The sequence below is a fragment of the Tunturiibacter psychrotolerans genome (assembly GCF_051013365.1).
GTDB classification, from domain to species: domain Bacteria; phylum Acidobacteriota; class Terriglobia; order Terriglobales; family Acidobacteriaceae; genus Edaphobacter; species Edaphobacter psychrotolerans_A.
In genome coordinates, this window is sequence record NZ_CP132941.1 from 4,950,913 (window position 1) to 4,964,295 (window position 13,383).

At 53.7% G+C, this 13,383-nt stretch carries 13 protein-coding genes; 9 read left to right on the forward strand and 4 right to left on the reverse strand.

Annotation, left to right across the window (positions count from 1 at the left end; translation table 11 throughout):
- Positions 1-406: 406 nt before the first annotated feature.
- The gene (locus RBB76_RS21040; RefSeq protein WP_429634680.1) at positions 407-757 is read right to left on the reverse strand and encodes a DUF2934 domain-containing protein; all 351 of its coding nucleotides are present in this window, start codon (positions 755-757) and stop codon (positions 407-409) included.
- Between the two features lie 193 nt (positions 758-950).
- On the opposite strand from RBB76_RS21040, the gene RBB76_RS21045 reads away from it, so the two are divergent.
- The 3 genes from RBB76_RS21045 to RBB76_RS21055 all read left to right on the forward strand — a co-directional run bounded on the left by RBB76_RS21045 (position 951) and on the right by RBB76_RS21055 (position 3,846).
- Positions 951-1,853, forward strand: a complete 903-nt coding sequence (locus RBB76_RS21045) for a DUF72 domain-containing protein (protein WP_429634681.1) — start codon at positions 951-953, stop codon at positions 1,851-1,853.
- A 61-nt stretch (positions 1,854-1,914) separates the two neighbouring features.
- Entirely contained in the window at positions 1,915-3,129 is a 1,215-nt protein-coding gene (locus RBB76_RS21050) for a DUF763 domain-containing protein (protein WP_429634682.1), read from the forward strand.
- A gap of 87 nt (positions 3,130-3,216) precedes the next feature.
- Entirely contained in the window at positions 3,217-3,846 is a 630-nt protein-coding gene (locus RBB76_RS21055; protein ID WP_429634683.1) for an alpha-ketoglutarate-dependent dioxygenase AlkB, read from the forward strand.
- Here the strand turns inward: RBB76_RS21055 and RBB76_RS21060 are convergent.
- From RBB76_RS21060 to RBB76_RS21070, 3 genes are all read right to left on the reverse strand, one after another.
- Complete coding sequence (locus RBB76_RS21060) at positions 3,823-4,935, reverse strand: PHP domain-containing protein (protein ID WP_429634684.1); 1,113 nt, start codon at positions 4,933-4,935, stop codon at positions 3,823-3,825. The two genes, RBB76_RS21055 and RBB76_RS21060, sit on opposite strands and share 24 nt — an antisense overlap.
- Positions 4,926-5,510 (reverse strand): hypothetical protein, encoded by a 585-nt coding sequence (locus RBB76_RS21065; RefSeq protein ID WP_429634685.1) that lies wholly within the window; start codon positions 5,508-5,510, stop codon positions 4,926-4,928. Before RBB76_RS21065 ends, RBB76_RS21060 begins: the two co-directional genes overlap by 10 nt.
- Before the next feature lie 63 nt (positions 5,511-5,573).
- On the reverse strand, positions 5,574-6,827 hold the full coding sequence (locus RBB76_RS21070; RefSeq protein WP_429634686.1) for an L-dopachrome tautomerase-related protein: 1,254 nt from the start codon (positions 6,825-6,827) through the stop codon (positions 5,574-5,576).
- A gap of 150 nt (positions 6,828-6,977) precedes the next feature.
- On the opposite strand from RBB76_RS21070, the gene RBB76_RS21075 reads away from it, so the two are divergent.
- From RBB76_RS21075 to RBB76_RS21100, 6 genes are all read left to right on the forward strand, one after another.
- A complete protein-coding gene (locus RBB76_RS21075) occupies positions 6,978-8,507 on the forward strand; it encodes a hypothetical protein (RefSeq protein WP_433963461.1) in 1,530 nt (509 codons plus the stop codon).
- Positions 8,428-9,492: a hypothetical protein gene (locus tag RBB76_RS21080; RefSeq protein ID WP_429634688.1), complete on the forward strand. Its 1,065-nt coding sequence runs from the start codon at positions 8,428-8,430 to the stop codon at positions 9,490-9,492. Before RBB76_RS21075 ends, RBB76_RS21080 begins: the two co-directional genes overlap by 80 nt.
- A gap of 494 nt (positions 9,493-9,986) precedes the next feature.
- The gene (locus RBB76_RS21085; protein ID WP_429634689.1) at positions 9,987-11,093 is read left to right on the forward strand and encodes an NAD(P)-dependent alcohol dehydrogenase; all 1,107 of its coding nucleotides are present in this window, start codon (positions 9,987-9,989) and stop codon (positions 11,091-11,093) included.
- A 46-nt stretch (positions 11,094-11,139) separates the two neighbouring features.
- Positions 11,140-11,790 (forward strand): SRPBCC family protein, encoded by a 651-nt coding sequence (locus RBB76_RS21090; RefSeq protein ID WP_429634690.1) that lies wholly within the window; start codon positions 11,140-11,142, stop codon positions 11,788-11,790.
- 55 nt (positions 11,791-11,845) lie between these two features.
- Positions 11,846-13,024, forward strand: a complete 1,179-nt coding sequence (locus RBB76_RS21095) for a zinc-dependent alcohol dehydrogenase (RefSeq protein WP_429634691.1) — start codon at positions 11,846-11,848, stop codon at positions 13,022-13,024.
- A 110-nt stretch (positions 13,025-13,134) separates the two neighbouring features.
- A complete protein-coding gene (locus RBB76_RS21100; RefSeq protein WP_429634709.1) occupies positions 13,135-13,281 on the forward strand; it encodes a hypothetical protein in 147 nt (48 codons plus the stop codon).
- Positions 13,282-13,383: the final 102 nt, after the last annotated feature.

Below are 13,383 nucleotides of genomic sequence, written 5' to 3' on the forward strand. Positions count from 1 at the left end.
AATATAGGAAACCCTTTGTCGCTAGCTCCGCAAACAGTCAGAGAGTCGGTTCACTAGAACGGAGGAAGGGGATTCGTGCTTTCGCACACACCGTACGATGTCCCACAAAATGCATAACATTTGCATCGAAGCCTAAGATCTTGCGCGGTTGCCATAAGGAACATACCAGAATTGCCCACCGGAAATCGAGGCCACTCACTCCGCTTCTCACAGGTTCGCGGGCTCATCAATATTGGTTCTTGCTTTGATGGAGTCAGCGTGGTTGCTGACGAATGATTGAGGGTGTGCTCCTATATAAGGTAAAGGAGTCGAAGCTACCCGCCAGGGTTAACTACTACTCGTCGACAATTGCGTCCTAAGAATCATCGGCGGCCCTCAAGTTTAGAGAGCCGCTTCCTGCTGAGCGCTAGGGAATCGCGGCTAACTCTTGCTCAGCCCGGAACCAATCCTGCTCGTGAGAGCCGTGCTGCCTTCCACGTTGCTCGAAAAACCGATGCGCCAACGAGGATACCTCTTCGTGACTTGGCTCCCGGCGCGATTTTGATGAAGCTGCTTCGTTGCTAGATTTGGCAGAGCCAGACTTTGGTGTACTTGTGGCCTTAACCGCTGGCGCGGCGGGTGTTTTCTCCTCGCCTCCCGCTGTTTTCTTTGCCGCCTTCTTTGGCTTTTTTTCGGTAGTGCTCATGCTGATCTCCTGATTTGGATAGCCTCCCGCGTACATGGCCAGTTCTAGAATAGTGGATGAAGAGAACTTCATGTATCAACAACTGCGGATTTAAGGCCTAGTACAGCGGTCAGTCGTATCTGCACAATGCACTCTGGAACGTTTGTTGCGGTGAGCGCATCACAGCATGGCAAGGGAGAATCGCCATGGGCATCGATCCGTGGGACGATGCAAGCTATGTCACCGCGGAAGTGTTCCCCGCAACGGGTGGAAGGAAACCATATCAGTGGCCGGTAAAGTTCATATTGGTATTTCAGGATGGCGCTATGCTGGTTGGCGGGGCGTGTTCTATCCGCCGAAACTGCCGCAACGCAGCGAGCTCACGTTCGCGGCGAACAACTTCAACTCCATTGAGATCAACGGGACGCACTACTCCCTTCAGAGGCCCGAATACTTCGCAAAATGGGCCGCAGAGACGCCAGATGATTTTGTCTTCGCAGTGAAGGGATCCCGCTTCATCACGCATATGAAAAAGCTCCGGGACGTTGAAGAAGCTCTTGCGAACTTTTTCGCACAAGGGGTTCTGCGTCTTGGGACGAGACTGGGCCCGGTGCTATGGCAGTTTCCGCCACAGTTTGTATTCGATCCAGTAAAGCTGGAGACTTTCTTCAAAATGCTACCGAGGACGATGAAGCAAGCAGCTCAACTCGCAGGCGCACATGGGCCGAAGTTGCATGGCCGGGCGCATACAACAGTCGAACGAGGAACCGCAAAGCAGGAGATCCGGCATTGCGTCGAAATTCGGCACGAGAGTTTTGTTGTCCCGGAGTTCATTGAACTACTACGACGACATCGCATTTGCTCGGTCGTGGCCGACACGGTGGAGTGGCCCTTATTGATGGACGTGACTACCGACTTCGTCTATTGCAGGCTACATGGGTCGGAACAGCTTTACGCCAGCGGCTACGGCGATGCAGCACTTGATCTCTGGGCCGACCGTGTCGCTGCTTGGGCAGGAGGAGACGATGCGCCGAGTGGCCGGTTCGCTTGCGGGGAACGGTGCAGGAAGATTCCGGCACGCGATATTTATGTTTACTTTGATAATGACATGAAAGTGCGAGCTCCCTTTGATGCAAAGAACCTGCGCGAACGGGTACAGCGGCGATTGGATCTGCAGACAACGCTTTAGACAGTGTTTCACTTGATATAAAGCGAATAAAGGGCGAAAATAGTAACGGCGAGGCGATGATATGAAGCGTTCGGGCACAGCCGATCTTCCACTTGACGGCGGGCGAGTGCCTCCTTGGCTTGCCAGTCGGATGACAGAGATGGGGACTGCGATTGCCGAACAGGTCATCCTGAGCTATGGACGCTCCGAGTTCCTTGCCCGATTAAGCGATCCGTTTTGGTTCCAAGCATGCGGCGCCGTGATGGGTATGGACTGGCACTCCTCCGGTATTACAACCTCGGTGCTCGGTGCACTGAAGCGAGGAATTAATCCACGTTTCTCGGAACTTGGTTTGATAGTCTGCGGCGGTCGCGGCCGGCATTCCGTTCGGACACCGGATGAGTTGCGAGCGTTTTCGCAAAAGACGGGGCTCGATGGTGATGCGTTGGCACGCACCAGTCGATTGACCGCGCGTATCGACAACAACGCGGTTGCCGATGGCTTTCAACTTTATTTGCATTCTTTCGTAATAACTCAGTCGGGGGAGTGGGCCGTCGTCCAACAGGGTATGAATCCCGACAGCCATTTGGCACGGCGATATCACTGGCACTCGACCAGTGTGCGCGATTTCGTGTCTGCGCCTCATACGGCCATCGTGGGCCAGCCACAGGGAGAAATACTGAACCTGGTGGACGCGCGCGCACAGAAGGCCCAGAGTGCCTTGCTCACGATCGCGACGGAGCCGGTCGCGAATTCCTTAAATGAGGCACGTAAGCTCGTCATGCCGATGCACCATGACGTTCGAGCCAAAGACGTGGACTTAAAACGATTAGGCGCAGTTTTGGCCGTTGCGCACGAGCAGGAGCTTCGGGACTTTGCCTCGCTGCTTCTTGTAGAGGGGCTTGGGCCGCGAACGTTACAATCCCTGGCGTTGATTGCGGAAGTCGTTCACGGAGCACCGGCTCGCTTCTCCGACCCAGCACGCTTTTCGTTCGCCCACGGCGGCAAAGACGGACATCCGTTTCCCGTTCCGCTCAAGACCTACGATGAATCGCTTGGAGTACTGCGGCGGTCTCTTGAGGCGGCTCGTCTCGGACATACTGAGAAGCTTGAAGGTTTCCGACGATTAGATCGATTGACCGGTAAAGTTGAGGAAGAGCGTCAACCGCTTGCGGACTTCGACGCTGCGATCATGCATGAGCGCGCGATCTCTTCTTCCCTTGGAGGCCGGACGGTATTCGATGACAAAACGCCAAAGAAGCGATCCTTTCAAAAATCACAATTGGGTTTGTTTTGAAGAGCAGTTCCACAGTCGAAAGGCTTTGGTGGATGCGGCGGGGTGATCGCGGTCGTCCCAGAGGCTGGGATGAAAGGGCGAAGTTCCATGACTTCTGAAAGAGCACTGTTTCCTGAACCTGTCGATAAACAGCGGGGTCTCCTACCTGAGGGCTTTCGCTATGAAGAAGACATCATCAGCGAAGCCGACGAAGCAGCTCTGGCGAAGTCTCTTGCCACGCTTGACCTGAAGCAGTTCGAATTTCATGGCCATTTAGGCAATCGCCGCGTCATCTCTTTTGGGCTTCGATACGATTACGCACGACGTGCCGCGAAGGCTACGGATGGATTTCCGGCTTTTGTTGCCGACGTGCGGAACAAAGTGGCTAAATTTGCGGGTCGAAAGGTCGACGAATTCCAGCAAGGCGGAGTTAACCAATATCCGCCGGGAGCCGGGATCGGCTGGCATAAGGACAAGCCCCAGTTTGGTGTCATCGTCGGCGTCTCGCTCCTCGCCCCAGCGACGATGCGCTTCCGTCGTGCGGGGGGAACAGGTTGGATCCGGACGTCTCAGAGGCTCGAGCCGCGCTCGATTTACATCCTGGAAGGTGAGGCGCGAACGGTATGGGAGCATAGTGTTCCGCCAGTGGATGCCGTGCGATATTCCTTAACTTTTCGGACCGTCGCAGAGGGTCTCAGAGTTGAGATTGAGAAACTATCTCTTGAAAAGCTTGGTTAGCTTTTCTAAAGGCTGGCAGTTTAATACAGAAGTTTCTTCGAGGCCAGCCCTCCTCGCCTGTTCGATCCCGTAGCGGATAGTCCCAAATTCGTGAATGCTGTGTGCATCGGTGGAAATGGCGATAAGTACGCCGAGCCCCGCTGCAACTCTCGGGTTTTCTGCTGAAAGGTCCAGGCGGTCTGGACTTGAGTTGATCTCAAAAAAACAGCCAGTCTGCCTTGCGTGGGCAGCGATACGCTCCATGTCGATCTCGTAACCGGAGCGCTTCAAAAGAAGTCGGCCCGTTGCATGTCCCATGATCGTAAAAAATTTGTTGTCCATCGCTCGGAGGATCCGCTCGGTCTGTTTCTCCTTTCCAAACGCGAAACGAGAATGGATCGAACAAACGGTGTAATCCAACTCGCGCAGTAGTTCGTCCGAATAGTCGAGTGTGCCGTCGGCGAGGATATCGACCTCGGCGGACTTGAGGACACGGATTCCATTAAGATGCTCGTTCAGCTGGTCAATCTTTCGAATCTGTGCCCAAAGTTTTTCTTCGGAAACGCCCCCCGCGATCTTCAGACTCTGTGAATGATCGCTGATGCCGATATACGCGTATCCCCCATGCTCCGCGGCCGCGACCATCTGCTCAATGGAATTCGATCCATCACTCGCCTCGGTGTGCATATGAAGGTCACCTTGGATATCCTTCTCAGTTATTAGAGTTGGAAGGGTTCCTCGACGGGCCTGACGGACCTCCTCAAGCCCTTCTCGCAGTTCGGGCTCGATGAACGCGATACCGAAGCTATCGTAAAAAGAACGCTCCGTAGGAAACGAACTCTTGGTTTCGAGAGAAGTCAGGCTGCCAGAAACCGCAACGAGCTTCTTGAGATGAGCTTTGTTTCCCGTGCGCCTGATAAGTGAGAGACCCCAGTTTTTTGCATCAGTCAGATCAATTCTCAATAGCGGCCCGGAGGAGAGTGCAAAGACTGCCGAGTACTTGTTCGATTCAACGAGTGCGATTCGGCCTCCGTAACGCTCCATTTGGGAGGTTAGCTTGGCGAAATCCTCCGTCTCCACCACAAACGAAAGTTCTTCGATCACTTCCACCGCCGCCGATAGTCTCCAACTGCCTCCACGCGTACGGCCCCCGCACGCTTGAGCAGATATGTCTCAATTGACAAAACCAAATCATGCGCGTGGTACAGAAGAACAGCACCCGTTTGCACCAGGCCTTGCCTGACGTGCTGGGCCGTTCGCGAACCGAAGATCCGTTCAATAGCGCCGCTTTCCAATGCTTCATGTAACGCTTCCACAGATGAGATATGAAGTTTCTTGAAAATGCGCAGGACTCGCTTTGGATCAAGCCTGGGATAGGTGCTAATGCTCAGAAGTTCCGGGCTCGCATTAGACCGCAGCTTCTCAAGGCTTGCTAGGCTGCCCGTCAGAACAATCTCGCGGATCGCACCACTGATAGCCTCTCCGATGCCGGAGTACACAGTAAGGTCGGCACTACTTCGCACGAGCTCGTCGACGCTTTCTCCCAGGACCCGAATTGTATTTGACGCGCGACGGTACGCCTTAATTTTGTAGGGATTAGCCTTCTCCATTGACAATAGTTGCGCTAGTGTCGAGAGCCTATCCGCAATCTCCGCGTTGGTAAGGATTTGGATATTGTTCGGCATAACCTGATTGAGGGCGGCTGCGCGAGAGTATCTGAGATACTTCGGAGGAAAACTTCGGCGGCGTCATTGCAATCGAATTGGTTTCTCGCCAATCTTTATTCGAAAGAGAACGTATGGTTTTTGCCGAAGGTCTTTGCCGCTGTGCATTGCTGGCTGATTGTAAAGTTGGTTGGCTGTCACATAGAGATAGCCGTCGTCTGAGAGGGACATAGTGTCTGGCCACAGCAGACGAGGGTCATGCACGAGTGTGGTCACTTCTATCCCATTGGCGAAGTTTGGATTTGCTCCGATCTTCAAAATACTTCCCGAGGCGGGCGCGGTAGAGTAGACATTTCCCGCGGCGTCCGACTCTAATCCATCTGAGCTTTCTTTTCCGGTTACAAGAGCGACCTGGGCGGCGGTGGCCTCCGGAGTCAGGTTTCGGTCGCGAAGGGCTGCAGTCGGAATGCTGTATAGCTTCGTCGCCGAGACAGGACAGTAGAAAAGCCCGCTCCCATCCGCAGAGATCGCAAGAGAATCATTCGCAAAGACACCTGGCTTGATTGGCTGACCGGGTTCCGTCTTATACAGTGGACGACCCTCCGCAAACATCACGAAACCGGGCTCCGGTTTGACGCTTGCGGTCTCATCAAGCTTCCGCCACGCTTGTCCCGTAGCAAGATCCACGATGACGAACCCGGTTGGGCCTTTCTCAGAGGAGTCGGTGATGTAAGCAATCCCACGAATGCCGTCCGACCCAGCGGGCGAACCGACCCGAAGATCGAATCTGACATCATTCATATAGCTGGTCGGACTTGCGATCGAGGGAGGCAAGAGGATTCGCTTGATGATCTTATTGGTCGCGAGATCGATAGCCACTAGCTTAGGACCACCGGGAACCGCGTTCTTTAGCAATGGAGAACCAGTATCAAGAATCCAAAGACGATTGGCGGGATCGACTACGACCGACTGGACGGAGACGAAGTGGTTTTCATTCTGTGTCTGATCTTTGTATTGCGTGGGATCGCCTGATTTCCGACCCGGCCAGTCGTTGACCACTGCGTCCGGGTAGGCGACGGGCTTCCCGTGGACAACTTCAGCGACGGTAAAGGGAACATCATCACCCCACCGAGGAAAGTTAACGAAGACGCGATTCGCTCGTGAAACCGTGACACCAGTCGGCATGGGGCCGTTGAAGGTGGCGAATATCTCGAGACGGCCGATCGCTGTGTCGTGCGGAAGCGCTTGCGTCTGGGAGTGAGCCGCGATCGTAAAGGCGACAGACGGGAAACCAAGGGACAAAGTTAGCAGTGTTTTGTGGAGACGGGGACGGGCCATGTCGAGATTTGATGCGGAGAGTCAGTCAAAGGGGAGCCCGCTGCACCATTGAACTTGACCAGAGACGCATCCAACCAGAAAAGGTCAAGTCAGCGTGTCCACCTGGCTGTTCCTCGGAGGTACAAGGTCGTGGAGGAGAGCAAAACAAATATGCGCAGTCAGCCGAACGATGGCATGGTCCGGGTGCGGGGTGCGCGCGAGCATAACCTCAAGAATATCGACGTCGACATTCCCCGAGACGCGCTTGTGGTGTTCACTGGTGTCTCCGGGTCTGGGAAGTCTTCGCTTGCATTTGGAACACTGTACGCCGAGGCCCAGCGACGTAATCTCGAGTCCGTATCTCCATACGCGCGGCGTCTTTTTCATCAACTGACAGTTCCCGAGGTCGACTCTATCGACGGTCTGCCGCCGGCTGTGGCGTTGCAGCAGCAACGTGGATCGCCCACTTCTCGCTCATCAGTAGGAAGCGTTACAACGCTTTCCAATCTACTGCGTATGCTCTATTCCCGTGCGGGCGATTATCCCAAAGGACAACCTCTGCTTTATGCTGAATCGTTTTCTCAAAACACAGCGGAGGGAGCGTGTTCTAAGTGTCATGGCCTCGGGCGCATATACGAGGTGAGTGAGAAATCGATGGTGCCCGACGATTCGTTGACGATACGTGAGCGCGCTGTAGCCGCGTGGCCGACGGCGTGGCAAGGGCAAAATCTGAGGGATATTCTCGTGACGCTGGGTTACAACGTGGATAAACCCTGGCGCGACCTGTCGAAGAAGGATAGAAATTGGATTTTATTCACGGATGAGCAACCGACTGTTCCGGTGTATGCGGGTTTTACGCCCGCTGAAACACGACAGGCGTTACGCCATAAATTGGAACCGAGCTACCAGGGAACGTTCACCGGCGCGAAGAAGTACGTGTTGCAGACCTTTGCGAACACGAATAGTCCCATGATGAAAAGGCGAGTGTCTCAGTTCATGTTGAGCACCGATTGTCAGGTATGTCAGGGCAAACGTCTTAAGCCGGAGTCGTTATCCGTGAGGTTCGCGGGCTACGATATAGCCGATATTTCCAACCTTCCGCTTAAACGACTGAAGACGCTTTTTGCTCCATATGCGGTGGACGGAAGTGGTCCAAGCAGGAAAGCATTGGGACATCCCGAAAAAATCATAGTGACGCAACGGATAGCGGCGGATCTCGTGGCGAGACTTTCAGTTTTGTTGGATCTTGGCCTTGGGTACCTATCGCTCGAACGGAGCACGCCCACCTTATCCCCTGGCGAAATGCAGCGATTGAGGCTCGGCACTCAGTTGCACTCCAATCTTTTTGGCGTCGTCTATGTACTGGACGAGCCTTCCGCGGGGCTGCATCCCGCGGACACTGAGGCGCTACTAAAGGCTCTGGACTCGCTGAAACAGGCAGGGGACTCGCTATTCGTGGTTGAACATGAGCTGGACGTAATCCGGCGTGCAGACTGGCTGGTGGACGTGGGGCCGAGTGCTGGCGAAAAGGGCGGCCAAGTTCTGTATAGCGGCCCTCCCGTAGGGCTCCGCAGTGTAGAAGCATCACAAACACGACTCCATCTCTTTCGTGGGGGGCCGAATGTCCAAGAAGATCCCACGGACTGCGAAAGGCTGGCTCAGGCTCCGCGATGTAACGCGCAACAACTTACGAGGACTTGATGTTTCATTTCCGCTTGGGGTGTTTACCTCCGTTACCGGCGTCTCGGGTTCCGGCAAGTCAAGTCTTGTAAGTCATGCGTTAGTCGAACTAGTTGCGGAAGGGTTGGGACAACCTATCACCGTTGAGGAACCTGTTGCGGACGATCTGGAGCAGACGACCATCGTCACGACCGCAGGCGAGATCGTCAGTGGTATCGAGCATATTGGCCGCCTTGTTGTGGTCGATCAGAAGCCTATCGGACGCACCCCGCGCTCGAACATGGCGACTTATACTGGCCTCTTTGATCATGTGAGAAAACTGTTCGCCGATACCAAGGGTGCCAAAGCTCGGCGCTATGATGCAGGGCGTTTTTCTTTCAACGTTGCAAAGGGCCGATGTGAAACCTGCTTAGGCGAAGGCTCCGTGTGCGTAGAGCTGCTTTTCCTTCCCAGTGTCTACGCTCCCTGCCCGACGTGTCACGGTTGCCGATTCAATACCAAAACCCTGGAAATCAAGTATCGTGGTAAAAGTGTCGCTGATGTTCTAGGAATGACTGTCGATGTGGCTGCGGAGTTCTTCGTGGAAGAACTACAAGTCTTCCGGTCCCTCAATGTTCTCCGGGAAGTCGGCCTTGGCTATCTTCGGTTGGGCCAACCGGCTACGGAACTTTCGGGAGGGGAAGCACAACGCATCAAGCTGGCGACTGAACTCCAACGTGTGCAGCGCGGTAACACCCTCTATATTCTTGACGAGCCGACTACCGGGCTTCACCCTTCTGATGTGGAACGACTCATGAAACAACTGAATGGCTTGGTTGAGGCTGGGAATACGGTTATCGTGATCGAGCATGATATGCACGTAATTGCTGAGAGCGACTGGGTGATCGACATTGGTCCTGGGGCCGGTGACGAAGGTGGGCTTGTCGTTGCAGCCGGTCCGCCCGACGAGGTCGCCCAGGTTTCCAGGAGTAGAACAGCGCCTTATTTGGCGGCTGCGCTTTCTTGATGCGGGTCGCGAGCGTGCTTGCAGTCTGAAGCATAACCTACCGCGTCCTTGGCCTTGCGTGGACAAACTGTCAGCCCAAGGCCAAGAGACAGAAAGTCCGCGAAACCGATCTGATTTAGAGGATGTCAGGTATACCGTATTGATCCAATGGGTCTCGGCGGTGGGCGCCAGGGATGGGTGCAGCCTTACCAGGTGTACAGCGCATCCCTTTTCGGAGACTCAGCATCCCATCAATTCACGGCCTGAAAGCGACGATCTGGCGGAATTCACATAAAGGACCCGCCATATCGACCCACGACTCGGTCGAAAGCTTATTCTCTTGACCTCCGCTCCTTCTTCTCATCTCTCACCGAACATCTTAAAGTTCTCGACCTGAAGCCTCTCCGGGCACGCGGATCTGTCGGAGCCTCGAACTGGGAGCGGGTTTGGCGCAAATCAATAACACCTCACGTGTATCGAAGCTTTGAGTTTTATGAAGAGCAAAGGAAAATTCCATGATTAAGTCCATTGGTTATACTGCCAAACACTCTTTCAACGGTCTCAAGCCACATGAGTTTGAGCGTGAAGATCCGAAAGAAAATGAAGTAGCGATCGACATTTTGTTCTGCGGCGTCTGCCATTCAGACATTCATCAAGTGAAGAACAATTGGTCGAATACTGTCTATCCCTGTATGCCAGGGCACGAAGTGGTGGGCCGCGTGATGAGTGTTGGGGCTTCAGTAACGCGACACAAAATTGGGGATATGGTCGGTGTCGGTTGCATGATCGATAGTTGCCGCAATTGCGAACCGTGTCGGTCTGGTGAGGAAAACTATTGCGAAGGTCCGAACAGTTGGCTCGCGACCTATAACGGTCCCATAGTTCCTGCCAAAAAGTCTCCTGACAAGTCAAATCATTACGGAAAAGACAACACCTTCGGTGGTTATTCGACCTCATTAGTAGTGCCGGAGGATTTCGTATTGAAGATTCCCAGCAACCTCAAGCCAGAGGTGGCGGCACCCATCCTGTGTGCCGGGGTTACCACTTATTCACCTTTGCGTCATTGGGGAGTGAAGAAGGGCGACAAGGTTGGAATTATTGGTTTCGGTGGACTAGGCGACATTGCAGCGAAGCTTGCGATCGCCATGGGTGCTCAAGTCATCCTGTTCACCTCATCTGAGCAAAAAACCACCGAAGCTGCACGGCTGGGAGCTGCGGTCGTCCTCAATGAAGATCTGGAGGAGGAGGAAACTCTAAGAGCTCATAAGGCAAGTTTGGATTTTATGCTTTCTACTATCCCTGAAAAGACTGATCTCAATCCTTTCATCCCATTACTAAAAAGAAACGCTTCTCTCGTTGTAGTTGGGGCTCTCGAACCGCTTTCATCCATGGACAATATGGAGATCCCCGGCCACCGCAGGTCGGTCGGCGGTTTTCTTATTGGCAGCATTGCTGAAACTCAGGAGGTCTTGGACTTCTGCGCCGAGCATAACATCGGCCCTGATATTCAAATCATCGACATGAAAGACATCAATGACGCCTACGACAAAGTGGAGAACAAAGAAGTCCGGTTCCGGTACGTAATAGATATCTCTTCGCTCAAAAACTCACTGGCGGTCTAGAGACCACCTCACCTCAAGCAAGAAGTAACGATCGAAAGGATCGCCAATGTCAGTTCCACTAACGGAAAAGCCAAACGCAGAGAATACACCAAAGTCGAGCAGCGCCGGTGTGATCATCAATGGCCACTACGCCCCGCCTCCTCAGGATAAGGATGGCAAGATCTGGATTCGAACAAGCGCCCTCATCCAGGGCTCGCCTCAGGAGCTATACGACATTTGGCGCAATGTGGAATTCATTCCGTTATGGCAAGAGGAGATCATCAGCGTCATCGCCACTGGCGAAAAGACATCACATTGGGCCATGAAGTCCGGAGATAAGACGATCGAATGGGATTCCGAGGTGTTGGCAGACGAACCGGGTAAGCGAATCGCATGGCGCTCTATTGGGGGTGAGTCAGAGAACGCTGGAGAAGTGATTTTTGAACCAGCGCCCAGCGGCCGCGGCACCATCGCTACTGTCCTACAGGAGTTCAGGATGGGAAAGCTCGCGAGCGCCTGGGAGACATTTGTTGGCCGCAATCCCAAGCAGGCCGTCATCGAGAACTTACGTCACTTTAAGGCGTTCGCCGAGACAGGCGAGATACCTCGAGCTCAGGGCTCGTCGCATGGTGATCGCGGAGTGATTAGTGGAATGAAGGAATCGGTCTATGGAGAAAAGATTCCTACTCCCCCAGGCCCCAATCAACCCGTGAGCTAAAAGCCTTCAGAAGTGAAACAGCGATATCCGCTAGGCGGAAAGAATGGAGTACGAAATGAAAGCAGTTTGCTGGATGGGAAAGAGTAAGGTCGAGACGTTGAGTGTGCCAGACCCAACGCTGTTGAACCCTCATGATGCAATTATCAAGGTCACCAAAACGGCCATATGCGGATCTGATCTTCATCTTTACGATGGCTTCATTCCGACCATGGAGTCAGGAGACATCCTTGGACATGAGTTTATGGGGATTGTCGAGGAAGTAGGGAAGGACGTCCCCAATCTCAAAAGGGGAGACCGGGTAGTGGTTCCTTTTACGATTGCCTGCGGCAACTGTGCTTTTTGTAAAAAGCAAGTTTGGGCTGCTTGCGATAACACAAATCCAAATGCGCATCTGATGGAGGCAGCTTACGGATACTCTGGCTCGGGTCTGTTTGGCTATTCACATATGATGGGGGGTTATGCTGGCGGACAGGCTCAATATGTGCGGGTGCCTTTTGCTAATGTTGGACCTTTGAGGATCGAAAGCGATCTTCCGGACGAGAAGGTGCTGTTTCTCTCCGATATCTTCCCAACTGGTTACATGGCTGCTGAAAATGCCCAGATTCAACCGGGAGACACAGTTGCGGTCTGGGGATGTGGACCGGTCGGTCAGTTTGCGATTGCGAGTGCCTTCATGCTTGGAGCTGCTCGAGTTATTGCGATCGATAGACTCCCAGAGCGACTGGAGATGGCTCGATCGATTGGTGCTATCACAGTGGACTACTCAGAGCAGGATGTGGACGTTCTCACCGCTCTAAAGGATTTGACGGCGGGAACCGGACCTGACTCATGTATCGACGCGGTAGGTCTCGAAGCGCACTCAGCTGAGCTTCAGGGAGTCTACGACGCGGTAAAGACGACCCTCATGATGGAGACAGATAGGCCGATTGTTCTCCGTCAAGCGATCCAGGCAGTCCGTAAGGGCGGAACGCTGTCGGTTCCCGGTGTTTACGGAGGTTTGCTCGACAAGGTCCCTTTCGGTGCGGCGTTTGGCAAAGGCATCACCATGAAGATAGGCCAAACCAATATGCACAAGTATATGAAACCTCTGCTCGAACGGATCGAGCAAGGCCAGATTGACCCCAGCTACATCATCTCTCATCGGATCACGCTCGAACAGGCTCCAGAGATGTACAAGATCTGGCGCGACAAGAAAGATAATGTCACCAAAATTGTGATTGATCCGTGGGCATGAGCTTCTAATCAAGAGCAACTTCCAACCGAACCGGAGGATCGAAGCGCAAGAAAATCTCACTAAAGCCACTTTCGCAGCAGACTATCGTCATCACCGGCGCTACCAGCGGTATTGGACTCGCTACAGCACAGGCGGCCGCAAAACGTGGCGCCAACCTTGTATTAGCAGCGAGAAACGAAGAGGTACTCGCCAAAACGGTTCGAGAACTGGAAGAGTCCGGGGTGAGGGCTCTCTATGTTGTAACCGAAAGCCGGTGACGCCTGTGCTGCCGCGTGATTCATCACCTTTTTTTGCGTTGTCGTTGGGATCGCTGTGGATGAGGTCTTTGCATATTCCAGTCTCGGGATCAATTGCATCCC

Excerpts from the sequence above, each read along its gene's own strand:
- RBB76_RS21040 (WP_429634680.1), bottom strand. The coding sequence starts at position 757 with ATGAAGTTCTCTTCATCCACTATTCTAGAACTGGCCATGTACGCGGGA.
- RBB76_RS21050 (WP_429634682.1), top strand. The coding sequence starts at position 1,915 with ATGAAGCGTTCGGGCACAGCCGATCTTCCACTTGACGGCGGGCGAGTG.
- RBB76_RS21055 (WP_429634683.1), top strand. The coding sequence starts at position 3,217 with ATGACTTCTGAAAGAGCACTGTTTCCTGAACCTGTCGATAAACAGCGG.
- RBB76_RS21065 (WP_429634685.1), bottom strand. The coding sequence starts at position 5,510 with ATGCCGAACAATATCCAAATCCTTACCAACGCGGAGATTGCGGATAGG.
- RBB76_RS21070 (WP_429634686.1), bottom strand. The coding sequence starts at position 6,827 with ATGGCCCGTCCCCGTCTCCACAAAACACTGCTAACTTTGTCCCTTGGT.
- RBB76_RS21075 (WP_433963461.1), top strand. The coding sequence starts at position 6,978 with ATGCGCAGTCAGCCGAACGATGGCATGGTCCGGGTGCGGGGTGCGCGC.
- RBB76_RS21080 (WP_429634688.1), top strand. The coding sequence starts at position 8,428 with ATGTCCAAGAAGATCCCACGGACTGCGAAAGGCTGGCTCAGGCTCCGC.
- RBB76_RS21085 (WP_429634689.1), top strand. The coding sequence starts at position 9,987 with ATGATTAAGTCCATTGGTTATACTGCCAAACACTCTTTCAACGGTCTC.
- RBB76_RS21090 (WP_429634690.1), top strand. The coding sequence starts at position 11,140 with ATGTCAGTTCCACTAACGGAAAAGCCAAACGCAGAGAATACACCAAAG.
- RBB76_RS21095 (WP_429634691.1), top strand. The coding sequence starts at position 11,846 with ATGAAAGCAGTTTGCTGGATGGGAAAGAGTAAGGTCGAGACGTTGAGT.